General features: G+C 70.0%; 16 protein-coding genes. 10 read left to right on the forward strand and 6 right to left on the reverse strand.

Annotated features, from left to right (window positions below; all coding sequences use genetic code 11):
* The first annotated feature begins 62 nt into the window (after positions 1–62).
* The 4 genes from IE307_RS08695 to IE307_RS08710 are packed head-to-tail and all read left to right on the forward strand — an operon-like array spanning position 63 to position 8,580.
* Positions 63–3,872: a discoidin domain-containing protein gene (locus tag IE307_RS08695; protein WP_191297327.1), complete on the forward strand. Its 3,810-nt coding sequence runs from the start codon at positions 63–65 to the stop codon at positions 3,870–3,872.
* Positions 3,873–3,897: 25 nt separating this feature from the next.
* Positions 3,898–7,227 carry a CARDB domain-containing protein gene (locus IE307_RS08700; protein ID WP_191297328.1) on the forward strand — a complete coding sequence of 1,110 codons (3,330 nt, stop codon included), beginning with the start codon at positions 3,898–3,900 and terminating at the stop codon, positions 7,225–7,227.
* Between the two features lie 60 nt (positions 7,228–7,287).
* Positions 7,288–8,139, forward strand: a complete 852-nt coding sequence (locus IE307_RS08705) for a universal stress protein (RefSeq protein ID WP_191297329.1) — start codon at positions 7,288–7,290, stop codon at positions 8,137–8,139.
* 6 nt (positions 8,140–8,145) lie between these two features.
* Positions 8,146–8,580, forward strand: coding sequence for a hypothetical protein (locus IE307_RS08710; protein WP_191297330.1), 435 nt, complete (start codon positions 8,146–8,148; stop codon positions 8,578–8,580).
* Here IE307_RS08710 and IE307_RS08715 read toward each other — a convergent pair.
* From IE307_RS08715 to IE307_RS08725, 3 genes are all read right to left on the reverse strand, one after another.
* Positions 8,577–9,512 (reverse strand): alpha/beta hydrolase, encoded by a 936-nt coding sequence (locus tag IE307_RS08715; RefSeq protein WP_191297331.1) that lies wholly within the window; start codon positions 9,510–9,512, stop codon positions 8,577–8,579. The genes IE307_RS08710 and IE307_RS08715 overlap by 4 nt on opposite strands.
* Before the next feature lie 137 nt (positions 9,513–9,649).
* A complete protein-coding gene (locus IE307_RS08720; RefSeq protein ID WP_191297332.1) occupies positions 9,650–11,650 on the reverse strand; it encodes a neutral/alkaline ceramidase in 2,001 nt (666 codons plus the stop codon).
* A 25-nt stretch (positions 11,651–11,675) separates the two neighbouring features.
* Complete coding sequence (locus IE307_RS08725) at positions 11,676–12,536, reverse strand: EamA family transporter (RefSeq protein WP_229904533.1); 861 nt, start codon at positions 12,534–12,536, stop codon at positions 11,676–11,678.
* Between the two features lie 68 nt (positions 12,537–12,604).
* Between IE307_RS08725 and IE307_RS08730 the strand changes: the two genes are divergently transcribed.
* Both IE307_RS08730 and IE307_RS08735 read left to right on the forward strand, forming a co-directional pair.
* A complete protein-coding gene (locus IE307_RS08730) occupies positions 12,605–13,456 on the forward strand; it encodes a LysR family transcriptional regulator (RefSeq protein ID WP_191297333.1) in 852 nt (283 codons plus the stop codon).
* Between the two features lie 80 nt (positions 13,457–13,536).
* Positions 13,537–15,141 carry a long-chain fatty acid--CoA ligase gene (locus IE307_RS08735; protein ID WP_191297334.1) on the forward strand — a complete coding sequence of 535 codons (1,605 nt, stop codon included), beginning with the start codon at positions 13,537–13,539 and terminating at the stop codon, positions 15,139–15,141.
* On the opposite strand, the gene IE307_RS08740 is transcribed toward IE307_RS08735, so the two are convergent.
* Positions 15,133–16,806, reverse strand: coding sequence for a helix-turn-helix domain-containing protein (locus IE307_RS08740; RefSeq protein WP_229904534.1), 1,674 nt, complete (start codon positions 16,804–16,806; stop codon positions 15,133–15,135). The genes IE307_RS08735 and IE307_RS08740 overlap by 9 nt on opposite strands.
* Before the next feature lie 144 nt (positions 16,807–16,950).
* Between IE307_RS08740 and IE307_RS08745 the strand changes: the two genes are divergently transcribed.
* Both IE307_RS08745 and IE307_RS08750 read left to right on the forward strand, forming a co-directional pair.
* Complete coding sequence (locus tag IE307_RS08745; protein WP_191297336.1) at positions 16,951–18,333, forward strand: MFS transporter; 1,383 nt, start codon at positions 16,951–16,953, stop codon at positions 18,331–18,333.
* 12 nt (positions 18,334–18,345) lie between these two features.
* Positions 18,346–19,971 carry a tannase/feruloyl esterase family alpha/beta hydrolase gene (locus IE307_RS08750; protein WP_229904535.1) on the forward strand — a complete coding sequence of 542 codons (1,626 nt, stop codon included), beginning with the start codon at positions 18,346–18,348 and terminating at the stop codon, positions 19,969–19,971.
* On the opposite strand, the gene IE307_RS08755 is transcribed toward IE307_RS08750, so the two are convergent.
* Positions 19,961–20,848 (reverse strand): LysR family transcriptional regulator, encoded by an 888-nt coding sequence (locus tag IE307_RS08755; protein ID WP_191297338.1) that lies wholly within the window; start codon positions 20,846–20,848, stop codon positions 19,961–19,963. The two genes, IE307_RS08750 and IE307_RS08755, sit on opposite strands and share 11 nt — an antisense overlap.
* An 82-nt stretch (positions 20,849–20,930) precedes the next feature.
* Between IE307_RS08755 and IE307_RS08760 the strand changes: the two genes are divergently transcribed.
* Together IE307_RS08760 and IE307_RS08765 are read left to right on the forward strand one after the other, a co-directional pair.
* Complete coding sequence (locus IE307_RS08760; protein WP_191297339.1) at positions 20,931–22,145, forward strand: MFS transporter; 1,215 nt, start codon at positions 20,931–20,933, stop codon at positions 22,143–22,145.
* Between the two features lie 31 nt (positions 22,146–22,176).
* Entirely contained in the window at positions 22,177–22,656 is a 480-nt protein-coding gene (locus IE307_RS08765) for a hypothetical protein (RefSeq protein ID WP_191297340.1), read from the forward strand.
* 104 nt (positions 22,657–22,760) lie between these two features.
* Here the strand turns inward: IE307_RS08765 and argG are convergent, their stop codons facing one another.
* Complete coding sequence (gene argG / locus IE307_RS08770; protein WP_191297341.1) at positions 22,761–24,206, reverse strand: argininosuccinate synthase; 1,446 nt, start codon at positions 24,204–24,206, stop codon at positions 22,761–22,763.
* Positions 24,207–24,236: the final 30 nt, after the last annotated feature.

Below are 24,236 nucleotides of genomic sequence, written 5' to 3' on the forward strand. Positions count from 1 at the left end.
ACTTCTACGGTGAGGCGCGCCACACCCCCCTCGCGTCCCCACCGAGAAGGGCCAAGCCCGCCATGTCACCGACGACACGCGCTCGCTCCCTGCTAGCCCCTCTGACAGCTCTGGTCACCGTCGCGGCCACCCTGACGATCTCCCCCGCGGCACAGGCGGCACCGGTCAGCCTCGACCTGTCCGAGCAGACCAAGATCGACCGGATCACGTTGTCCTCGCCCAGAAACGGCACGGAGACCTTCGCCGTGCAGACGAGCCTCGACGGCAGAGGCTGGTCGACGCTGGTCGCGGAACAGCCGCACGAGTTCAAGAACGGCAAGCTCACCTTCACGGTCGACCCGACGCTCGTCCGGCACGTCCGCGCCACGAAGACCACGGCCAAGCTCGAGGTCCACGAAGCCGCCGCGAGCGCCCTGCTGCAGGCCACCTACAGCGCAAGCAGCGTCAGCCAGAACTACGGCCCGGGCAACGCCGGAGACGGCAACCAGAGCACCTACTGGGAGAGCGCGAACAACGCGTTCCCGCAATGGATCCAGGCCGACCTCGGCGCCGCGCTGAAGGCCGACCGCGTCGTGCTGAAGACCCCGACCGGCGGGTGGGGCGCCCGCACCCAGACCCTCGCGGTCCAGGGCAGCACGGACGGGCAGAACTTCTCGGACCTCGTGGCGAGCAGGGGGTACGACTTCAACCCGGCGAGCGGCAGCACCGTCGCCATCGACTTCACCGCGGCCACCACGCGGTACGTCCGGCTGCGGATCACCGCGAACACCGGCTGGCCGGCGGGTCAGATCAGCGAGTTCGAGGTGCAGGGCCCCACGGGCGGTGACTCGCAGGCCCCGAGCGCGCCCGCCAACCTGGCCTTCACCCAGCCGCAGGCCGGGCAGATCCGGCTGACGTGGAACGCGAGCACCGACAACGTCGGCGTCACCGGCTACGACGTCTACGCCAACGGCACCCTGCGCACCACGGTCACCGGCACGACCCACACCGACAGCCAGCCCGACGGCCTGCGCGTGAGCTACCACGTCGTCGCGAAGGACGCGGCCGGCAACCAGTCCCCCGCCAGCAACACCGTGACACGCGAGGGCGCCACCGGCACGAACCTGGCGCAGGGCAAGCCCGTCACGGCGAACAACAACGTGCACAACTTCGTCGCCGCCAACGCGAACGACGGGAACCTCGCCAGCTACTGGGAGTCGAACGGGTTCCCCGGCACGCTGACCGTCCAATTGGGATCGAACGCGGACGTCGCCTCCGTGGCGGTCAAGCTCAACCCCGACCCCGCCTGGGGCGCCCGCACGCAGAACGTCGAGGTCCTCGGCCGCGAGCAGAACGCCACCGGCTTCACGAGCCTCGTCGCCGGCCGCGACTACCGCTTCGACCCGTCCAGCGGCAACACGATCACGATCAACGCCTCGGCCCGCGTCGCCGACGTGCAGCTCCGGTTCACGTCCAACACCGGCGCGCCCGGCGCCCAGGTGGCGGAGATCCAGGTGTTCGGCACCCCTGCCCCGAACCCCGACCTCACCGTCACCGCGACGTCGTTCACGCCGTCGGCCCCCGTCGAGACCGACCAGATCACGCTGAACGCCACCGTCCGCAACGCCGGTAGCGCCTCGTCGGGAGCCACCGACGTGACGTTCTTCCTCGGCGCCACCGCGGTCGGCACGGCACAGGTCGGCGCGCTCGCAGCGGGTGCGCAGGCGAACGTGGGCACGACGGTCTCCGCTCGTCCGGAGGGTTCCTACGAGTACACCGCCAAGGTCGACGAGACCAAGAAGGTGGCGGAGCAGAACGAGACCAACAACGCCCGCGTCCACCCCGACCGGCTCGTCGTGACGCCGGTCCCGAGCTCCGACCTGGTCGCCGTGCCGTCCTGGTCGCCGAGCAACCCGGGCAACGGCCAGAGCACCACGTTCAGCGTCGCACTCAAGAACCAGGGCAGCATCGCGAGCGCGGCCGGCGCCCACGGCATCACCGTCACGATCCTGAACAGCAGCGGCCAGACCATCCGGACGCTGACCGGCAGCCACAACGGCACGATCAACGCCGGTGCCACCACCGCCGCGGTCAACCTCGGCACGTGGCCCGCCGCCAACGGCCGGTACACCGTGCGCACGGTGATCGCCAACGACGGCAACGAGATCCCCGCCAAGCAGGGCAACAACACCAGCGAGCAGTCGCTGTTCATCGGCCGCGGCGCCAGCGTCCCGTGGCAGCACGTCGAAGCCGAGGACGCGACCGCCGGCGGCGGCGCGCAGGTCCTCAGTCCGAACAGGACGATCGGCGACCTCGCCGGTGAGGCGTCCGGCCGCCGCGCGGTCACGCTGAACGGCACCGGCCAGTCCGTCGAGTTCACCACGGCGGGCCCCACCAACACCCTCGTCACCCGGTTCTCCATCCCGGACAGCTCCGGTGGTGGCGGCATCACCTCGAACCTCAACGTCTACGTCAACGGCCAGTTCCACAAGGCCATCGACCTGACGTCGAAGTACATGTGGCAGTACGGCAACGAGGCCGAGCCGGGCAACTCGCCGGGAGCGGGCGGGCCGCGCCACATCTACGACGAGGCGAACGTGATGCTCAACTCGACGTTCCCGGCGGGCACGAAGATCAAGCTGCAGAAGGACGCGGCCAACACCACGAACTACGCGATCGACTTCGTGAACTTCGAACAGGTGACGGCCGCCGGCAACCCCGACGCGGCGAAGTACGCCGTGCCCGCCGGGTTCACCCACCAGGACGTGCAGAACGCGCTCGACCGCGTCCGGATGGACACGACCGGCGCCCTGATCGGCGTCTACCTGCCCGCGGGCACCTACCAGACGGCGCAGAAGTTCCAGGTCTACGGCAAGGCGGTCCGGGTCGTCGGCGCGGGTCCCTGGTTCACCCGGTTCCAGGCCCCGCTCGGGCAGGAGAACACCGACATCGGCTTCTCCGCGCCGTCGTCCGCGAGCGGCTCGACGTTCAGCGGGTTCGCGGTGTTCGGCAACTACACCGCGCGCATCAACGGACCCGGCAAGGTGTTCGACTTCGCCGGCGTCCAGAACATGACCATCGAGAACATCTGGGTCGAGCACATGATGTGCCTGTTCTGGGGCAACAACGTCGACAACAACGTCATCAGGGACAGCCGCATCCGCGACATGTACGCGGACGGCCTCAACCTGACCAACGGGTCGGCGGGCAACCGGGTCGCGAACATCGAGGCCCGCTCGACCGGTGACGACGCGTTCGCGCTGTTCGCCGCCACCGACGGCGGCGGAAGCGGCCAGCAGAACAACGTCTTCGAGAACCTCTCGGTGACGACCCCGTGGCGCGCGGCCGGTCTCGCGGTCTACGGCGGCAAGCTCAACACGTTCCGCAACATCTACGTGGCGGACACGCTCACCTACTCCGCCGTGACGATCAGCTCGCTCGACTTCGGGTACCCGATGGAGGACTTCGGGCCGGAGCCGACGACGTTCAGCGGCCTCACCCTGGTGCGCTCCGGCGGCCACTTCTGGGGCGCGCAGACGTTCGGCGCGATCTGGATGTTCTCCGCGTCCAAGAAGTACACCGGGATCCGGGTGAGCGACGTCGAGATCATCGATCCGACGTACAGCGGAATCATGTTCCAGACCAAGTACAACGGTGCGGCCGAGAACGTCTTCCAGGACACGGTGCTGTCCAACGTGAGCATCTCGGGTGCGCGCAAGAGCGGCGACGCCTTCGACGCCAAGTCCGGGTTCGGGTTGTGGGCCAACGAGATGCCGGAGGCGAACCAGGGCCCGGCGGTCGGCGAGGTCACGTTCAACGGCCTCAGGTTCAGCAACAACTTCCAGGACATCAAGAACACGACGTCCACCTTCAAGATCAACATCAACAACTGATACCCCTGCCGCGAAGGACGATCACATGAAATCCACGCTCATGAGGCGTGCGGTGAGCGCTGCGTTGGTCAGCGCACTCGCACTGTTCGGATTGACCCCCGCGGCGGGAGCCGCGGTCGCCAGGCTGTCCGCGACCCTGACCGCGTCCAGCAGCAACGGTCCCTACGGCGCCGGCAACGCCGGTGACGGCAACCAGGGCAGCTACTGGGAGAGCACGAACAACTCGTTCCCCCAGTGGCTGCAGGCCGACCTCGGCGCCGCGAAGAGCGTCAGCAAGGTCGTGCTGCGCCTGCCCTCGAACTGGGAGCAGCGCTCGCAAACGCTTGCCGTGCAAGGGAGTTCCAACGGGTCGCAGTTCAGCGACCTGGCGGGCTCCAGCGCACGGGTGCTCTCGCCCGGATCGAACAACACGGTGACGCTGGACTTCACGGCGACCAGCACCCGGTACGTGCGGGTGACGGTCACCGCGAACACCGGCTGGTCCGCGGCCCAGCTCAGCGAGTTCGAGGTGCACGGCGAGTCCGGCGGCGTCGTCGACCCGCCTCCCGGTGACAACCTCGCCGCCGGCAAGCCGGTCGAGGAGTCCGGGCACGTGCACAACTTCGTGCCGGGCAACGCGGTCGACGGCAACACCGCGTCCTACTGGGAGTCCAGCGGCCTTCCCGGTCACCTGACCGCGAAGCTGGGCTCGAACGCCGACGTCACCTCCGTCGTCGTGAAGCTCAACCCGGACTCCGCCTGGGGCGCGCGCACGCAGAACTTCGAGGTGCTCGGCCGTGAGGCGAGCGCGTCCGCGTTCGGCACGCTGAAGGCCCGCGCCGACTACCGGTTCGACCCGGCCACCGGCAACACCGTCACGATCCCGGTGTCCGGCCGCGCGTCGGACGTGCGCCTGCACTTCTACTCGAACACCGGCGCGCCCGGCGGCCAGGTCGCCGAGTTCCAGGTGTTCGGCGCCTCCGCCCCCGCTCCCGACCTGACCGTCACGAACCTGACGTGGACGCCTCAGAACCCGAGCGAGGCCGACACGATCAGGCTCACCGCCACCGTGCGCAACGGCGGCACCGTGGCGTCCGGCGCGACGACCCTGAACGCCACGCTCGGCGGCACCGTCGCCGGTTCGGCCCAGGTGGGCGCGCTCGCTCCCAACGCCACCGCCACCGTCACGGTCGACGCTGGCCGCCGGGGCGCAGGTTCCTACGCGGCCGCGGCCACCGTGGACCCGGCCAACCAGGTCGCGGAGACCAACGAGGGCAACAACACCTTCACCTCCGGCTCCGCCCTGGTCGTCGGCCAGGCTCCGGGACCGGACCTGCAGATCACCGGCGTCACGCCGAACCCGTCGTCCCCGGCGGCGGGCCAGCAGGTGACGTTCGCCGTACAGGTCAACAACCGCGGCACGTCGGCGGCGGGCGCCTCGGTGACCCGCGTGTCCGTCGGCGGCAGCACGCTGAACGCCAGCACGGGTGCGATCAACGCCGGTCAGACCGTCACCGTCAACGTCGGTTCCTGGACCGCCGCGAACGGTGGCGCCACGGCGACCGCCACGGCCGACGCGACCAACGTGGTGGCGGAGACCAACGAGAACAACAACACCGCGACCCAGTCCATTGTGGTCGGACGCGGCGCTTCGACGCCGTTCACCACCTACGAGGCGGAGGCGGGCCGCTACCAGGGCACGCTGGTGCAGGCCGACGCGGAGCGCACGTTCGGGCACACCAACTTCGGGTCCGAGTCCTCGGGCCGCAAGTCGGTGCGCCTCGACGCGCAGGGCCAGTTCGTGGAGATCACCTCGACGGTCAGCACGAACTCGATCGTCGTGCGCAACTCGGTCCCGGACGCCGCCGCGGGCGGCGGCCAGGACGCGACGATCAGCCTCTACGCGAACGACCAGTTCGTGCAGAAGCTGACCCTGTCGTCGCGCCACAGCTGGCTCTACGGCACCACCGACGACCCCGAGGGCCTCACGAACCGTCCGGGCGGCGACGCCCGCAGGCTGTTCGACGAGACCTCGCAGCTGCTGGCGAACAGCTACCCGGCCGGCACGAAGTTCAAGCTGCAGCGCGACTCCGGTGACAACGCGCAGTTCTACGTCATCGACCTGGTCGACCTGGAGCAGGTCGCCCCGGCGGCCTCGAAGCCGGCGGACTGCGTCTCGATCACGCAGTACGGCGCCACGCCGAACGACCAGACCGACGACGCGGACGCGTTGCAGCGCGCCGTGACGGCCGACCAGAACGGGGAGATCCCCTGCGTCTGGATCCCGGAGGGCAGGTTCCGCCAGGAGAAGAAGATCCTGACGCTGTTCAACTCCGGTCAGTACAACCAGGTGGGCATCCGCAACGTCACGGTCCGCGGCGCGGGCATGTGGCACTCGCAGCTGTTCTCGCTCACGCAGCCGCAGGACGCCGGCACGATCAACCACCCGCACGAGGGCAACTTCGGCTTCGACATCGACGACAACACGCAGCTGTCCGACTTCGCGATCTTCGGTTCCGGCCGGATCCGCGGCGGTGACGGCAACGCCGAGGGCGGTGTCGGCCTCACCGGCCGGTTCGGCAAGAACACCAAGATCACCAACGTGTGGATCGAGCACGCCAACGTCGGTGCCTGGGTCGGCCGCGACTACACCAACCTGCCCGACCGCTGGAACCCCGGCGACGGCCTGCTGTTCAGCGGCATGCGCATCCGCAACACCTACGCCGACGGCATCAACTTCGCCAACGGCACGCGCAACTCCACGGTGTTCAACTCGTCGTTCCGCACCACGGGCGACGACGCGCTGGCCGTGTGGTCGTCGAAGTACGTGAAGGACCAGAACGTGGACACCGGCAGCGGCAACGCGTTCCTCAACAACACGATCGCACTCCCCTGGCGCGCCAACGGGATCGCGATCTACGGCGGCTCGAACAACCGCGCGGAGAACAACATCATCTCCGACACCGCCAACTACCCGGGCATCATGCTGGCGACCGACCACGACCCGCTGCCGTTCGGCGGGACGACGACGCTCGCCAACAACGCCCTGCACCGCACGGGCGGCGCGTTCTGGGGTGAGGCGCAGGAGTTCGGCGCCATCACGCTGTTCTCGCAGAACCTGCCCATCCCCGGCGTCGTCATCCGCGACACCGAGATCCTGGACTCCACCTACGACGGCATCCAGTTCAAGGGCGGCGGCAGCGGCATGCCGGACGTGCAGATCACCAACGTCCGCATCGACAAGTCCAACAACGGCTCGGGCATCCTCGCGATGGCCCAGGCCCGCGGGTCGGCGCGGCTGACGAACGTCACGATCACCAACTCGAGGGACGGCAACATCACCGTCGAGCCGGGTTCGCAGTTCGTCATCAACTAGTTCTGGATCACTCTTGAAACCACCTCCGATCGGGTATGCCCCGGTCGGAGGTGGTTTCTCATGTCCACGGTGGTGGTGGGTTTCGACGGTTCCGACCTGGCGCGGCGCGCGGTGCTCTGGGGCGCCGAGGAGGCTTCCCGGTCCGGTGCGTCGTTGCAGGTCGTTCAGGCCGTGCGGGCTCCTCTTCCGGAACCTGTGTTCACGCCGATGACGGTCCCGGTGCCGGAGTTCGTCTCCGAGGAGACGATGTCCCAGGCCGCCGAGGACCACCTCGCCGGACTCGCCGCGGAGATCAAGGCGAGCTGGCCGGACCTCGACGTGACCACGCACGTGCGCCTGGGCCGCCCGGTGGACGTCCTCGCCGCCGAGGACGGCGACGTCCTCGTGCTCGGCTCGTCGGGCCGCACCGGCATCGCCGAGATGGTCCTGGGCTCCACCGCCCTCGAACTGGTGTCGACCTGCGGACGTCCTGTGGTCGTGACCCGCTCCGGCCCGCTGGAGGGCCGCGTGGTCGTCGGCGTCGACGGCTCCGACACCTCCACGGACGCCATCGCGTTCGCCTTCGAGTTCGCCGCCCGCCACGGCCGCGAACTCCTCGCCATCCACGCGTTCAACGACGCCGGCTGGGCCGAACTACCCGAACCCGACGTCGACCACGTGCGCGCGGACCTGCTGAAGCTGCTCGACGAACAGCTCGCCCCGCACGCCGCCCGGTGGCCGGACGTGCACGTCTCCCACGAGGTCGCCTTCGACGCTCCCGCCCGAGCACTGCTCCGCGCGGCCGACGGCGCTGCTCTCGTCGCCGTGGGAAGTCACGGCCGTGGCGCCGTGAAGCGTGCAATCCTGGGCTCGGTAAGCCACGCTGTGCTCCACCACGCGCCGTGCCCGGTCGCCGTGGTCCACCGGAGGTGACGTGACATGCGCCGGTTAGCGGCCGTGCTGCTGTGCGTGGTCCTGGCTTCGTGCGGCCAAGTTCCGCCCGCGGAGGTTCCAGCGTCAAGCTCGTCGGCCACCGAAACGTCGTCGATCGTCACGGCCACGCCCCCGCCGAGCAGCGTCTCGCCGAGCGTTTCGGCACTGCCGCCGACGTCGGCTCCCCCGCCCACCTTGCCCACGCCGTCCCGTGCGCTCGACCCGACCCTGAAGACGGTGCGGGGCACGGTGTCCGCCGGTGTCGAGTCCGGGTGCACGCTCCTCAGCACGCCGGGTGAGCAGTACCTGCTGCTCGGCGCCGACCCCGCGATCGCGGTGGCCGGCGCCGTGGTGGAGGTGAGCGGGCGGGCTGATCCCGGTGCGATGACCACGTGCCAGCAGGGCACGCCGTTCCACGTCACGAGGACCCAGCGCGGCTAGTTCTTCAGGGCCTCGCGGAGGAACGCCACGGCCTGGTTGATCGCGGCCTCGGCGGCATGCGTGCCGCGCAACGCGTTCAGCATCACGAAGTCGTGGATCACACCCGCGTACCGGACAGCGGTGACGGGCACGCCGGCGGCGCGCAGCTTGTCGGCGTAGGCCTCGCCCTCGTCGCGCAGGACGTCCGCCTCGGCGGTGATGACGAGCGCCTGGGGCAGGCCTTCGAGCTGTTCCGTGCTGGCGCGCAACGGGGACGCGGTGATCTCGGCGCGCTCGACCGGGTTGGTCGTGTACTGGTCCCAGAACCACTGCATGCCGTCGCGGCGCAGGAAGTAGCCCTCGGCGAACTGCAGGTACGAGTCGGTGTCGAAGGACGCGTCGGTCACCGGGTAGAAGAGCACCTGGGCCTTGAGCGCGATGTCGCCGCGCTCCTTGGCCTGCAACGTCAACGCCGCCGCCATGTTGCCGCCGACCGAGTCACCCGCCACCGCGACGCGCGTCGCGTCCAGCCCGTAGGAGGCGCCTTCGCTCTGGATCCACCGCGCGGTGGCGTAGTTCTGGTCGATCGCGACCGGGTAGCGGGCCTCGGGCGAGAGCGAGTAGTCGGGGAAGACGACGGCCGCACCGGTGCCGACGGCGAGTTCGCGGACCAGGCGGTCGTGGGTGTGGGCGTTGCCGAACACCCAGCCCGCGCCGTGGATGTAGAGGACGACCGGGAGGTCACCGGTGGCGCCGGCGGGCTTGACCACGCGGACCTTGAAGCCGTCCAGCTCGACCCACTGCTCGTCGACCCCGGGCTTGTCGATCTCCCCCGACTGCACCTCGTCGACGGCCTTGCGGCCCTCTTCGGGAGCGATCTCGAACAGGAACGGCCGCTGGGCGGTCGCGGCGGCGAACTCGGCGGCGGCGGGTTCGAGTACGGGGCGCTTCATGGCTTCCTCCTGGCGTTCCGGGGTGGTGCCATAAAGCTAGTGCGCGATTAAATCGTGCACAATGTAATCACGACCTCACCGCCCCCGGGAATAACGACGGCCCCACCCGAACGGGCAGGGGCCGTCGTCCACACCCGCTAGCCGACGGTGAAGCCCGCCGTCGCACCGGTGAAGCCGCTGATCTTGCCCGTCCAGCCGCTCTTCTCGTCCCCGTGGTGCACGACCCGGTAGGTGCCGGCGGGGGTGTCCGCCGGGATCTGCCAGGTGATCGTGGCGTTGGAGAACGCGATCCCGACCCGTTCCCACTTGTAGCGCGTCGACCAGTCGCCGTCGTCGGCCACGCGCACCCACTGGCCGTTCACCTGACGCTGCACCTCGAGGAACGTGTGGTTGCGGTGCAGGTTGTTCTTCGGGTGGCCGGTGACGAACACGGACGTGACGGTCTCGCCGCGGCCGTAGGACGCCTTGGGTGCGATCAGGACGTCGCCGTACTTCTTGTCGGCGGGCTTGTCGTCGAGCACGACACCGGTCTGCAGGTTGATCTCGGTGAACGGCGGCTTGCCCGGGATCGGGCCGGCGGGCAGGGAGGTGCCGGCCTTCATCGACGCCGCGAGCTTGGCGAACTCCTGCTGGTAGGCCGGGGTCGTGTTGCGGCCGAACAGGGTCGAGCCGCCCTCGTACTGCTGGGAGTCGTACTCCTCCGGCGTGGTGACGTACTGGCTGTAGTCGTTGGCGTAGCCCTGGATCAGCACGTTCCGCACGGGCACACCGGCTTCGGCCGCCACGGCCTTGCGGATGCGCAGGCCCGCGGTGATCGTGACCTCGCCGGGCACCGCGACGAGGTGCAGCTGGCCGATGCGGACGATCTGCAGCGGCACGACGTTGGGCGTGGCGCCGATCAGGCCCGTCGGCACCAGGGAGGCCTTGGGGAACTGGCAGTCCCGCAACCACTGCGGGACCTCCATCTGCAGCGGCTCGAAGAGCTTCTTCCACGGCGACTGCATGCCCTCGGAGAAGCCGGGGATGGCCGGGCCGTCCTCGATGCTGCCCGCGATCGTCGACGCGCCGACGACACCGGAGCAGGTGGTGCCGGGCTGGCCGGTGTCGGTGTAGCGGCCCTCGACCTGCACGGCCGACATGTCCACGAACCGCATGCGCGAGTCGACGCCGCCCGACACCGCCGCCAAGGGCCCGTTGTAGATCTCCTGCGCCTTGCGGTTCTGGCGCTCGCCGATGATGCGGGCGTTCTCGAACTCGTTCTCCGTGGGGCCGGAGCCGGGCTTCAGGTTGAGGTTCGGCGACATGTCGCCCGCGTTGGTGTTCGGGAACGCCGCCACGAAGCCCGCGGTGTTGTCGAGGTACCGCACGCCCTCGTCGTCGTGCTCCCACTGGTAGGCCGCGTAACCCTTGTTGTCCGGGCTGATCAGGGTGTTGGCGTTGGTGATCGACGTGTTGTGCGTGGCGAACCAGCTGATCGCGCCGACGTCGTCGCCCGACTGCCGGAACTTCAGGACGGTGAGCTGCGGGTCGATGCCGGCGGGGAAGAAGCCCTTGTCCGGGTTGCGGTCGAACGCCACGCGGGAGCGGTTGACCGACGCGTTCGTGAGTTCGCCGACGCCGAGGCTGATCGAGCCGGGCTTCACGTCCTCGTGCGCCTCGACGACCGACTCGGTGATGCCGTCGACCACGGCCGCGAGCGCCTGCGGCTGCAGGCCGAGGATCGACAGGTTGTAGGCGAGGTTGTGGGACTGGCCGCCGGGCCCGCTGTGGGTGTGCGTGGCGGACAGCAGCAGGTTGTCGCGCGTGTAGGTGCTGCCGTACTTGGCCTGCAGCTTGGTGAGCACGCCCTCCTGGACCGCGCGGAAGATCATGGCGAGGTCGGCGTTGACGTACGCGACGCGCTTGTTCGTCGTGCGGTCGACCACGACGTAGGCCCGCGACCGCAGCCGCTGGTGGATGCCCGTCGTCTTCTGGTCGAACTTCGAGTAGCCCATCATGCCGTTCTCGGCGGCGGGGCCGGTGACGTCGGAGATGCCCCGGCCCACCAGGTACGGCTCGGGTTCCGCCCACGCGAACGGGCCGCTGACCAGCGCCGCACCGACGAGTGCGGCGACCACCGTCAAGACTTTCGTCCGCATGAACACCCCGCTAAGTGAATTGGATTCACATTTCAGGGTCGACGGTAGGTGATCCAGACCACTGAGAGCAAGTCACCGCGAGTGCGTTGGCGGTGACGACGAGCAAGATTCCAGCCCAATGGTGGAGTTCGAGCGTCTCCCCCAGCAGGAGCAGACCGGCCAGGGCGGCGAGCACCGGGTGGACGCTGCACACCAGCCCGAAGAGCCGCGCGGGCACCTTCCGCAACGCGATCACGTCCGCCGCGTAGGGCACGACGCTGCAGAAGACGCCGGCCGCGACCGCGTACAGGATCGCGACTCCGGTCAGCTGGCCGTTGACCACGAGGAACACCGCGACCGGCACGTAGAGCAGCGCGGACACGCTCGTCGCCGCCGCCGGTGCCTGCAGGCCGGGCAGCCGTTGCCCGACCAGGCGGTTGAGCAGGATGTACGCGGCCCAGCTCGCCGCCGCGAGGAGACCGGCGCCGATGCCGAGCCAGTCGCTGGAGGGCCCCGGCAGCACCAGCACGTACACGCCGACGGCCGCGACCAGCACGAACAGGAAGTCGAGCCGGGTGCGCGAGCCCGCCAGCGCGACGCACAGCGGCCCGAGGACCTCCAGCGTGACCGCGAGACCCAGCCCGATCCGGTCGACCGCGGTGTAGAGGCTCAGGTTCATGGTCGCGAACACCAGACCGAGCGCGATCGTCGGCCACCACTGCGCCCAGGTGAATCTTCGCGGGTCCGGGCGGGCGACCGGCAGCAACACCGCGGCGGCGACGAACTGGCGGACGGCCACGACCCCGGCGGGGCCGATCGACGCGAACGCGTGCGCGCCCACCGCGGCGCCGAACTGGCTGCTGGCCGCGCTGGCGGTCATCGTGGCGAATCCACCGAGGCTCTTCATGCCCCCAGCCTGCGCCCGCCTGATCGATGCGGGAAATGCATCAGCCGCGTCACCTATACGCTGGACGCATGGATCTGCGGCACGTGCGGGCGTTCGTGGCCGTGGTGGACGCCGGCACGTTCACCGACGCGGCAAGGGAACTCGGCCTCACCCAGGCGTCGGTGTCCCGGTCGGTCGCCGCGCTGGAAGCGGCGCTGGGTGTGCGGTTGCTGCAACGGTCCACTCGGCACGTGGCGCTCACCGCCGCCGGGACGCAGGTCCTCGAAGGCGCGCGCCGGGTGCTGGACGAGGTCGCGCACCTGCACCGGATCGCCTCGCAGTCGTTGACGGAGCTGCGCATCGGCTACGCCTGGGCGGCGCTGGGCAAGCACACCCGGCGCGTGCAGAAGGCCTGGGCGGCCGCGCATCCCGGCCTGCCGCTGGTGTTCGTCCAGTCCAACTCGCTGACGGCCGGGCTCGCCGAGGGCACCGCCGACGTCGCCGTCGTGCGCAGGGCACTCGACGACTCGCGGTTCGAGACGGCCCTGCTCGGCACCGAACGCCGCTACGGCGTGGTCGCGACGGACAACCCGCTGGCGCGCAAGCGTTCGCTCAAGCTGGCCGACCTCGCCCGGTACTCGCTGGCGGTGGACGACCGCACCGGAACGACCACTTTGGACCTCTGGCAGCCGGGCAAGGCACCGGCCGTCGTCCGCAACACCGGCAGCGTCGACGAGTGGCTGACGCTGATCGCCGCCGGGCAGGCCGTCGGCATGACGTCGGAGGCGACGGCGAGCCTGAACCCCCGTCCCGGCGTGGCGTACCGGGCCGTGGCAGACGCGCCGCCGATCGCCGTGTGGCTCGCGTGGTGGAAGGACCAGCCGCCGCAGCACCTGACCGACCTGATCACGCTGGCCTGCGAGGCCTATCGCGTGGTGTGAGAAGTCGCTGCCACGACAGGAGGATGAGTGGAAGTTTCACCCCTCTTCCACGCCCGGGAGCTCACTTAGGGTCACTTCCCATGGACGGGCTGATGCAACCCCGGCCGCTCACCCTCGCGCACGTTCTGGAGCGGGCCGAGCGGCTGTACGCGCACAAGCAGGTCGTGACGGCCGGCGTCGAGAGGGTCACGTACGCCGACGTGGCCGGGCAGAGCAGGCGCCTCGCCACAGCGCTCGACTCGCTCGGTGTCCCCGCCGGCGCGCGGGTCGCCACGTTCGCGACCAACACCCGGCGGCACCTGGAGCTCTACCTCGCGGTGCCGATCACGAAGCGGGTGCTGCACTCCATCAACATCCGGCTCTCGGCGGAGCACCTCGAGTACATCGTCAACCACGCCGAGGACGACGTGGTGTTCGTCGACCGCGCGCTGCTGCCGCGGATCTGGCCCAGCGCCGAGCGGATGCCGAAGGTGCGGCACTGGGTCGTGCTGCCCGACGACAGCGACGAGCCGATCCCGGCCGACCCCCGCGTCCTGCACTACGACGACCTGGTCGCGGCGGCCGACCCGTTCGCGGGCTCGTTCGAGGACTCGTTCACGCTCGCGGACGAGAACCTGGCCTCCGGGCTCTGCTACACCTCCGGCACGACCGGGCCGCCCAAGGGCGTGGTGTACAGCCACCGCTCGACGATCCTGCACTGCCTGGGCACGCTCGCGGCCGGGTTCATCGGCCTGAGCGAGAGCGACGTCGTGATGCCGATCGTGCCCATGTTCCACGCCAACGCCTGGGGCCTGCCCTACGGCGCGATGATGACGGGCGCCTCGCTGGTCCTGCCCGGACCGTCGTCGGATCCGACGCACCTGCTGCGGTTGATGGAGACCGAACGGGTCACCGTCGCCGGTGCCGTGCCGACGGTGTGGACGAGCCTGGTCCCGCAGCTCTCCTTCCACGACCTGGGCGCCACGCGGTTCCTGCTCGGCGGCGGCTCGGTGATCGCCCCCGCGCTGTCCGAGACCTACCGGGTCGCGCTCGGCGTGCCCATCACCCACTCCTGGGGCATGACGGAGATCAGTCCTGTCGGGACGATCGGCGGCACCCGCACCCAGCACCGGGACGCGACCGGGGCCGAGCAGACGGCGGTGCGCGCGGCCCAGGGCCAGCCGCTGCCGCTCGTGAACCTGCGCATCGCCGACGTCGAGACGGGTCAGGAACTGCCCCGCGACGGCACGGCGATCGGCGAGTTGCAGGTCGCGGGCCCCTGGGTGGCGGGCGGGTACTTCCAGGTGGACTCGGCCGAGAGCTTCACCGACGACGGCTGGCTGCGGACCGGCGACCTCGCCACGATCGACGCCGACGGCTACATCCGGCTCGTCGACAGGATGAAGGACCTGATCAAGTCCGGCGGCGAGTGGATCTCCTCGGTCGAGCTGGAGAGCGCCCTCACCTCGCACCCCGACGTCGTCGAGGTCGCCGTGATCGCCCGCCCGGACCCGAAGTGGGGCGAACGCCCCGTGGCCTACGTCGTGCTGCGCGACGGCAGCGCGGCCACCGGCGACGAGCTCCTGGAGCACATCACGCCGTCAGTCGCGAAGTGGTGGCTGCCCGACGAGGTCGTCTTCAGGACCGCGTTGCCCAAGACGGGCACCGGCAAGCTGTCCAAGAGCGCCCTGCGCGACTCAGCCTGAGGCGCGCAACCGGAACAGCTGCAGTCCGAGCTGCAGCTCCAGGTCGTTCTCGGTGCGCCAGTCGGCACCGAGGACGTCGCTGACGCGATCGAGCCGCTTGAGCAACGTGTTGACGTGCACGTGCAACGCGCGTGCGGTCGCCGCGACGTTCGCGCGGTGGTCGTAGTAGGCGCTCAACGTGCCGACGAGATCGGTCCCGCGTCGCTGGTCGTAGTCGACCAACGGCCCCACGGAGGTGTCGAGGAAGCGGTCGAGCTCGCGGACCCGTTCGGTGTCGAAGATCATCGCGTACAGGGCGTACCGGCCTGTCGTCACGCCCTTGTCGGTGTGCCCCAGAGCCCGCACGACCGCGCCGCAGCGGCTCGCCAGCGAGTGGGCGCGGGCCCAGTCGTGGCCGACCGCCCGCTCCCCCACGACGGCGACAGGGCCGCCCAGCGCGCGCCGGAGCCGCCGGTGGACCTCCTCGACGGTCCGGTCGTCGTCGGTGCTGTGCACGATCATCGTGGCCTTGCCGAGGTGTTCGCCGGCCAACCCTGCGCGGTCCCTGGCGATCTCGTGCAGGTGCCGTGCGAGGTCGGTGGAGGACACCGCGGCGCAGTCCGCGACGAGGACGAGGTTCAGCCTGTCGGCGTCGATGCCGCGGGCTCGGGTGCGGGTGCGCTGGGCGGGCCCGATCCCGCTGACCATCAGCTCCGTCAGCAGCTCTCCGCTCAGCCGTTCGCTGGCCTCGGCGACGGCCCTCTCCTTGAGGATCAGCAACCCCAGGATGTGCGTGGCGCGTTCGAGCGTGCGCAGGTCCATGGCGTCCGAGACGCCGGTGACCGCCTCCCTGCTCCACTGCAGCGCGCCGAGGTGGCTGTCGCCGGTCCGGATCGGGGCCACGCTGCGGGCGATCCCGTCGTCGACCGAGGTCGTGACGCGGCCGGAGCGGTGGCCGGCCGCGTCGAGCAGCGCGACCGTGCCGCCGAGCTGCTCGGCGAGGAGCTGCGCGACGTCGTCCGGTGTCCCGCCCTCCAGCACCACCCCGGTCAGCGCCTCGTGGATGGCCTGCGCCCGTTCCACGACGGCCACGTGCTCCTCGATCCTGCGGTACGCGACCTGCAGGTCCTGCAACGCGGTGCGGCTCTCCTCGTAGAGGCGCGCGTTGTCGAGGGCGACCGCGGCGTGGTCGGCGAACGCGCTCAGCAGCGCGATCTCCCCCGCGTGGAACGACCGCTCGGAGCGGTACGCGGCGAACAGCGCGCCCACCACCTCGTCCCGGATCACCAGCGGCACACCGAGCAGCGCGACCAGGTCCTCGGTGCCGACCAGCTGGTCGAAGCCGGCGTCGTGGTCGATGAGGGTCGAGGCGGCGTAGTTGCGCACCCACTGCGGGCGGCGGGTGGCCAGCACCTTGCCGCCGAGCCCCACACCGGCCGGGATGGTCGCGCTCAGGAACGCCGCCGAGATCGTCCCCTCCGCCGCGCGGGCCGAGAGCCTGCCGTCCGCGACCAGCGAGAGGTAGGTGAAGTCCGTGCCCATCAGGTCGTGGGCGTGGCGCACGATCGACTGCAGCACGTCGTCCAGTTCGCCGAGGGCCGTGAGCGACTTGGCCGTGGCGTACAACGACGCCAGTTCGCGCTGCCGGCGGACGAGTTCGTGCGACTCGCTCGGGTCGATGGTCACGGCGTCATTCTTGCGCACCAATCGGTGGAGGAATGCCCTACCGAACCGAGGCGAGAGGTGTGTGATCCGGACCTCAACCAGACGGTGTCGCCGCCCTAGCATTGGCCGCCATCACCTGCCGGTTCATCGACGAAGGCGGCATGTATGGCAACCCCTCTGGCCCAGCCCGAAGAACAGTCCGCGCACTCCGCAACGGAGGCGACCCGGCGCCGTGGTTTCCGCAAGCTGCTGACCGTGGGGCTGATCGGGAGCTCGATCGAGTGGTACGACTTCTTCCTCTACGGCACCGCGGCCGCGCTGGTGTTCCCGAAGGTCTTCTTCCCGCAGTCCTCGGCGCTGACCGGGACCCTGCTGGCGTTCAGCACGTTCTGGGCGGGCTTCGTGGCGCGCCCGGTCGGCGGGGTGCTCGCCGGGCACTTCGGTGACAAGTACGGGCGCAAGCCGGTCGTCGTCACGTGCCTCGCGCTCATGGGCGCCGCGACGTTCCTGATCGGCTGCCTGCCCAGCGCGTCGTCGGTCGGCGCGCTCGCCCCGATCCTGCTGGTGACGCTGCGGTTCCTGCAGGGACTCGCGGCGGGCGGCCAGTGGGGCGGGATCATGTTGCTGCTGACGGAGTCCGCGAGCCCGAAGCGGCGCGGGTTCGCCGGGACGTTCGGGCAGACCAGCGTCTTCGTCGCCGTGATCATCTCGAACCTGATCTTCGTGGCCGCCAGCGGCCTGATGCCGAACGACGCGTTCCTCAGCTGGGGCTGGCGGATCCCGTTCCTGGTCAGCATCGTGATGTTCGCCGTCGTCCTCTACATCCAGTCCAAGGTGGAGGACACGCCGGAGTTCCGCGAGCTGCAGACCGAGGTCGCCCGGCCCGAGCGCGCCGTGGTCAGGGCCCCGCTCGCCCACGTCATCCGGACCAGGTGGGGCACGATCCTGCTCGCCTGCGGCATCCTCTCGGCCACCAACAGCCTCTTCTACGTCAGCATCGCCGGCCTGCTGAACTACGGCACCACGTCGTTGAAGCTCGACCGCAACGGGCTGCTCGCCGTCGTGCTGCTCGGTTCCGTGGCGATGCTCGCGGTGCTGCCCTGGGCCGGTCACGTCTCCGACCGGATCGGACGCCGGCCGCTGATCCTCGTCGGCGGCCTGGGCGTCGCCTTGTGGGGCTTCCCGTACTTCGGGCTCGTGAACACCGCGTCGCTACCGCTGATCTTCGTCGCCGTGGTGGTGGGCTTCACCTTCCAGTGCCTCACCTACGGCCCGATCGCGAGCTTCCTCGGTGAGCTGTTCGCGCCCAACGTCCGGTACTCCGGCGCGTCGCTGTCCTACCAGCTCTCCGCGATCATCATCAGCGGCGGCACGCCGTTCCTCATGACGGCGCTGATCGCGAAGACCGGCAGCACCTGGCCGGTCGCCCTCTACATCACGGCCATGGGCCTGATCACCTTCGTCAGCGCGTGGTTCCTGCCCGAGACGAACCCGGCCGAGGTCCGCCAGGACCCGCAGGCCGTTCCCGGCACGCACCTCTACCGCTGAAAGGAGTCCGTGGTGAAGACACTCGTCGTACTGGCGACCTCGGTCCTGCTGCTCGGCGTCGATCCCGCCCTCGCGACGACTCCGCCCAGAACCGTGCCGGCGTGCGCCTCCCTGAACCAGCTGCAGATCCCCGCCACCGCCCTCAGCCTGCCCACCCGGGGTGGCCGCGTCACGGCGGCCGCCGTGACAAGCACTGTCGTGAGTGGACAGACGATCGAGCACTGCCAGGTCGACGCCGACCTGCACCCGGTCGACCGGTCGGCGCCCGCCATCAAGATGCGGATCGCCTTGCCGCACGGGTGGAACCACAAGGCGATGATGTTCGGTGGCGGCGGCTACAACGGCACGATCCCGGCGCTCACGGGGAACGTGCCGTTCGCCGCCGCGGATGCCCTCGCGCCCTTGGCACGGCGGTACGCGGTGTTCGCCAGCGACTCCGGCCACCAGCAGGGACCGGTGGCCCTTCCGTCGCTGGACGGCTCGTTCGGCGTGAACGACGAAGCGGTGCGGAACTTCGCCGCCGGTGACGCGCTGAAGAAGACGCACGACGCGAGCCTGTTCCTCATCCAGCGCGCCTACGGCAAACGCCCCGCCGGAACGTTCTTCGCAGGCGGTTCGACGGGCGGCCGTGAAGCGCTCATCGTCGTGCAACGGTGGCCGCACGCGTTCGACGGCGTGATCTCGGGCTACCCCGCGTGGAACAACCTCGCCGAGGTGCTGCACCTCGGGCACCTGACGCAGGTCCTGGCCCGTCCCGGCGCGTTCCCCGGCCCCGCGAAGCAGACGTTGGTGTACGACAGCGTGATCGCCGCGTGCGACGGGCTGGACGGCGTCGCGGACCGGGTGGTCTCGAACCAGCGCGGCTGCCACTTCGACCCCCGTGTCCTGCGCTGCCCCGATGGCGCGGACACGGGCCCCACCTGCCTGTCGGACGCCCAGGTCGGGGCCGTGACGGCGATGTCGACGCCGTTCCGGTGGCCGTACCGGGTCGCGAGCGGCGAGACCCAGTACCCCGGCTTCCCGTTCCTGTCGGGTGCGGACATGCGGACCCCGTTCCTCGGGTTCGGCACGACCGCGCCGGCCAACCCGATGCCGGCGACGAGCGGCTACGGCATGCAGTACTGGGACCAGTGGGTGAAGCACTTCCTGACCCGCGACCCCGCCTTCAACTCCCTCGACCTCGATCCCCGGCGGCCCGGCAGGTGGCTCGACCGGATCAGCCAGCTGTCGACCATCCAGGACCGCAACAACGTCGACCTCAGGCCGTTCGCGCGCTCCGGCGGCAAGCTGATCCTGCTGCACGGCAACGCGGACGAGCTGGTCTCACATCGTTCGACGAACGACTACTACGAACGCGTTCGCGACCTCCTGGGACCCCAGGCGACGCGCGACTTCCTGCGTTACTACCTGGTGCCGGGCGCCAACCACGCCAACTTCGGCGCCCCCGCGTTCGCCGCCGGGTGGGACTCGCTCTCGGCACTCGAACGCTGGGTCTCGAATGGACCGTCACCCGTGCAGCCGGTCGTGACCGATCTGACACACGACCGCACACGTCCGCTGTGCGAGTACCCGGCGTGGCCCCGGTACCGCACGGGCGATCCGGACAGCGCGTCGAGCTTCACCTGCGTCACCGCTTGAGCACCTCGTGCACCACCGCGATCAACGCCCTGGTCGCGGCGCTCGGAGCGCGGTCGGCCGGTCGGGCCAGCCCGATCGGCCACCGCAGGTCCGCTCCGGTCACCCGCAGCGTGGCCACGTCCTCCGTGGCACGGAGCACGTAGCTCGGGAGCAACGCGACGCCGAGGCCGTGCCGCACGTAGTCGACGCCGGTGAAGATGTCGGACATCTCCAGGGTCACGCGCCGCGGGATGGCATTGGCCGCGAACGCCCGGTCGGCCACGGCGCGGTTGCCGTAGCCCAGCGGTGAGTCGATGAAGTCCATGCCGGCGAGCTCTCCGATGGACACCTCCGTCCTGGCGGCCAGCGGGTGGTCGTGCGGCACGACCAGGTCCATGACCGAGTGCGTGAGCTCGTCGAGGACGATCCCGTCCGGCACCTCGCCCGGCAGCGAGACGAACGAGAGGTCGAGCCTGCGGTCCAGCAGCTGTTCGACGAGCCCGACCGAGCCCGCGGTGGCCGCGTTCGTGCGCACCAGCACGCCGGGGTGGCGGCGGTGGAACTCGCCGAGGAGCGCCGGCAGGTCGATCAGCGTCATGGCGGTCAGCGTGCCGACCCGGACCGTGCCCGTCAGGCCGCCCTTCACCTGTGCCACGACATCCTTCGCCTCGGTGGCGGCGTCCAGGACCGCCTGTGCCTTGGGCAGCAGCGCCTGCCCCGCGTCGGTCAGCAGGACGCGCTTCGAGTTGCGGTCGAGCAGGGTGGCGCCCAGCTCGCGTTCGAGGGTCTTGATCGCGGCCGACACGGCGGACTGGACGACGTGCACGCGGGCGGCGGCACGCGTGAAGCTGCCCTCCTCGGCGACCGCGACGAAGTACTCCAGCTGACGGAGGTCCACACCAGCGAGTATCTCAGAAACTGATGATCGTCAGCTCCAACTCTCGTTGGACGTGATGCATCCGCGCGCGCAAGGTGGGGGCATGTCCGTGCTCCTCGACTCACCGGTCACCGAACGCCCCGCTGTCAGCAAGTCCCACGGCCGTGGCTTCTGGGCCGTGGCCGCGACGTTCCTGATCGCGATGGCCTACTCGACCGTGCCCGCCCCGCTCTTCCCGCTCTACGTCGCCCGCGAGGGCCTCTCCACGTTCGCGATCACCGTCGTGTTCGCCGCCTTCGCCGTGGGCGTGGTGGTCAGCCTGGTCCTGGCCGGCCACGTCTCCGACTGGGCCGGCCGCAAGGCCGTCCTGATCCCCGCGCTGGGACTGGAGATCGTCTCCGCGCTTCTGTTCCTGACCAGCACCTCGCTGCCGGTGCTGGTCGTCGCCCGCGTGGTCAACGGCCTGGGCGTCGGCATGATCGCCGCGACCGCCACCGCGTACCTCTTCGACCTGCACTCCCGGCACCGTCCGGGAGCGTCCCCGCGCCGGTTCGAGATCGTGTCGACCGCCGCGAACATCGGCGGTCTCGGCGTCGGCGCGCTGGTCGCGGGCGTGCTCGCGCAGTACGTGTCCTCGCCGCTGAGCACCCCGTACGTCGTGCTGGCCGTCCTGCTCGCGGTGAGCATCGCCGCGGTCGCGCTGACGCCGGAAACCGTTGTGCGGTCCCGGGTCCCGTACCGTCCGCAGCGGATCAGCGCCGGCCACGGCGACCGCGCGGGTTACTTCGCCGCGGCCATCGGAGCGTTCGCCTCGTTCGCGGTGTTCGGCGTGTTCACCTCCGTCTCGCCGGGCTTCGTGGCGGGCGAACTGCACCACCCGTCGCGGCTGCTGGCCGGGCTCGTGGTCTTCATCGTCTTCGGTGGAGCGGCACTGGCCCAGACCGTGACGGGCGGGCTCTCCCCGGCCGTCCGGCGCGGGATCGGCCTGGGCGGGCAGGCGATCGGCGTGCTGCTGGTCGTCGCCGGGATGCACGCGACGAGCTTCCCGGTGTTCCTCGCCGGCGGCGCGATCGCCGGTATCGGCGCGGGCGTGCAGTTCAAGGCGTCGATCGGGGCGGTGAGCGCGATGGCGGCGCCGGAGAAGCGCGGCGAGGCGCTGGCGGGCCTGTTCTTCATCGCCTACCTGGGGCTGAGCGTGCCGTCGCTGTCGATCGGACTGGCGACGCGGTTCCTCGCACCGACCGCGGTGATGACGTGGTTCGCGGGCGTTCTGCTCGTGGTGCTGGCCGGCGTGGCCGCTCTCACTCGAAAGAGGTAACACCGGCGGGTCCGGCGACGACCTCGCGGGCATGAGGTCCTTGATCACCCCTGTGCTCGTCGCCGTTCTCGCGGCCGGGTGCTCCTCGCCGGTCACCGGGTCCGGTTCGTCGACGGGCACGCCCGAGACGACGCAGCAGCAGTCGCAGACGCAGGAGACGACGCAGGCGCCGACCACCACCACGGCGGCGAGCAAGAGCACCGCGCTGAACGGGGTGGCCCCGGACCAGTACGAGGGCATGCCCTCGCAGTACTGCGAGAAGCCCTTCACCGGGGCGCTCGGCAAGCCGATGCTGGCCGTCGTGGTGGAGACCCCGTCGGGGAGGTTGAACTGCGACCAGGCCGGTGCCGTGCTGTTCGACTACTACGCCCAGCGCTCCCAGCCGAACACCGGGTCGCCCGCGATCGAGATCGGGCCCATGTCGTGCAACCAGGTCCCCGAGGGGATCATGCCGCAGGTCGTGTGCGCCGACGAGGACAACGTCATCTACTCGATGTGGCCCCAAACCTGAGGCGACAGACCTGATGTACACAGACCTGATGCGGCACAACTGATAGCTGATGCGACAGGGCCCGGCGGAGTGATGTCTCCGCCGGGCCCTGTGTCATGCCACCACTAGTCCGTGCCGAACTCCATGGCCGCCGCGTCGAGCAGCTCGTCGGCCTCCGAGACCTCACCGCGCGAGGCGATGGCCTCCGCGCCGCCGTCCGGCACCTCGCCGATCAGCTGGGTGGTCTCCGGCTGCGCCGAGATGAGCGCCGACTGCCGGTTGCCGACCATGCCGAGGCCCGCGAAGAGCTCCAGCTTGGCGCGCGAGTCCGCGATGTCGAGGTTGCGCATGGTCAGCTGGCCGATGCGGTCGACGGGGCCGAACGCCGAGTCCTCGGTGCGCTCCATCGACAGCTTGTCCGGGTGGTAGCTGAACGCCGGGCCGGACGTGTCGAGGATCGAGTAGTCGTCGCCCCTGCGCAGCCGCAGCGTGACCTCGCCGGTGACCGCGGCGCCGACCCAGCGCTGCAGCGACTCGCGCAGCATCAGCGACTGCGGGTCGAGCCAGCGGCCCTCGTACAGCAGCCGGCCGAGCTTGCGGCCCTCGTTGTGGTACGCCGCGACGGTGTCCTCGTTGTGGATCGCGTTCACGAGGCGGTCGTAGGCGATGAAGAGCAACGCCATGCCGGGCGCCTCGTAGATGCCGCGGCTCTTGGCCTCGATGATGCGGTTCTCGATCTGGTCCGACATGCCGAGCCCGTGGCGGCCGCCGATGGCGTTCGCCTCCAGCACGAGGTCGACGGCGTCGCCGAACTCCTTGCCGTTGATGGTGACCGGACGGCCCTGGTCGAAGCCGATGGTGACGTCCTCGGTCGCGATCTCGACCGACGGGTCCCAGAACTTGACGCCCATGATCGGCTCGACGATCTCGATGCCCTCGTTGAGCAGCTCGAGCGACTTCGCCTCGTGCGTCGCGCCCCAGATGTTCGCGTCCGTCGAGTACGCCTTCTCGACGCTCGACCGGTACGGCAGGTCACGCTCGAGCAGCCACTCGGACATCTCCTTGCGGCCACCGAGCTCCGTCACGAACGCGGCGTCGAGCCACGGCTTGTAGATCCGCAGCGACGGGTTCGCGAGCAGCCCGTAGCGGTAGAACCGCTCGATGTCGTTGCCCTTGTAGGTGGAGCCGTCACCCCAGATCTGCACGTCGTCGTCGAGCATGGCGCGCACGAGCATGGTGCCCGTGACGGCCCGCCCGAGCGGGGTCGTGTTGAAGTAGGCGCGGCCACCGGACCGGATGTGGAACGCCCCGCAGGCCAGCGCCGCGAGACCTTCCTCGACGAGCGCGGACCGGCAGTCGACCAGCCGCGCGATCTCGGCACCGTACGTGCCGGCGCGGCTCGGGACCGTGTCGATCTCGGGCTCGTCGTACTGGCCGATGTCCGCGGTGTACGTGCAGGGCACAGCGCCCTTCTCACGCATCCACGCGACCGCGACGGAGGTGTCGAGACCACCGGAGAAGGCGATGCCGACGCGTTCGCCGGCCGGAAGTGAAGTGAGCACCTTGGACACGTTGAGAATTATGCACGACAATGTATGAGC

It is taken from the genome of Lentzea cavernae (assembly GCF_014653695.1).
In the GTDB taxonomy this organism is placed as follows: Bacteria; Actinomycetota; Actinomycetes; order Mycobacteriales; family Pseudonocardiaceae; genus Lentzea; species Lentzea cavernae.

Bases quoted from the DNA above. Each gene is read 5' to 3' on its own strand.
- IE307_RS08715 (WP_191297331.1), bottom strand. From the start codon at position 9,512: ATGAAGCGCCCCGTACTCGAACCCGCCGCCGCCGAGTTCGCCGCCGCG.
- IE307_RS08720 (WP_191297332.1), bottom strand. From the start codon at position 11,650: ATGCGGACGAAAGTCTTGACGGTGGTCGCCGCACTCGTCGGTGCGGCG.
- IE307_RS08730 (WP_191297333.1), top strand. From the start codon at position 12,605: ATGGATCTGCGGCACGTGCGGGCGTTCGTGGCCGTGGTGGACGCCGGC.
- IE307_RS08735 (WP_191297334.1), top strand. From the start codon at position 13,537: ATGGACGGGCTGATGCAACCCCGGCCGCTCACCCTCGCGCACGTTCTG.
- IE307_RS08760 (WP_191297339.1), top strand. From the start codon at position 20,931: ATGTCCGTGCTCCTCGACTCACCGGTCACCGAACGCCCCGCTGTCAGC.
- IE307_RS08705 (WP_191297329.1), top strand. From the start codon at position 7,288: ATGTCCACGGTGGTGGTGGGTTTCGACGGTTCCGACCTGGCGCGGCGC.
- IE307_RS08695 (WP_191297327.1), top strand. From the start codon at position 63: ATGTCACCGACGACACGCGCTCGCTCCCTGCTAGCCCCTCTGACAGCT.
- IE307_RS08725 (WP_229904533.1), bottom strand. From the start codon at position 12,536: ATGAAGAGCCTCGGTGGATTCGCCACGATGACCGCCAGCGCGGCCAGC.
- IE307_RS08710 (WP_191297330.1), top strand. From the start codon at position 8,146: ATGCGCCGGTTAGCGGCCGTGCTGCTGTGCGTGGTCCTGGCTTCGTGC.
- IE307_RS08765 (WP_191297340.1), top strand. From the start codon at position 22,177: ATGAGGTCCTTGATCACCCCTGTGCTCGTCGCCGTTCTCGCGGCCGGG.
- IE307_RS08745 (WP_191297336.1), top strand. From the start codon at position 16,951: ATGGCAACCCCTCTGGCCCAGCCCGAAGAACAGTCCGCGCACTCCGCA.
- IE307_RS08700 (WP_191297328.1), top strand. From the start codon at position 3,898: ATGAAATCCACGCTCATGAGGCGTGCGGTGAGCGCTGCGTTGGTCAGC.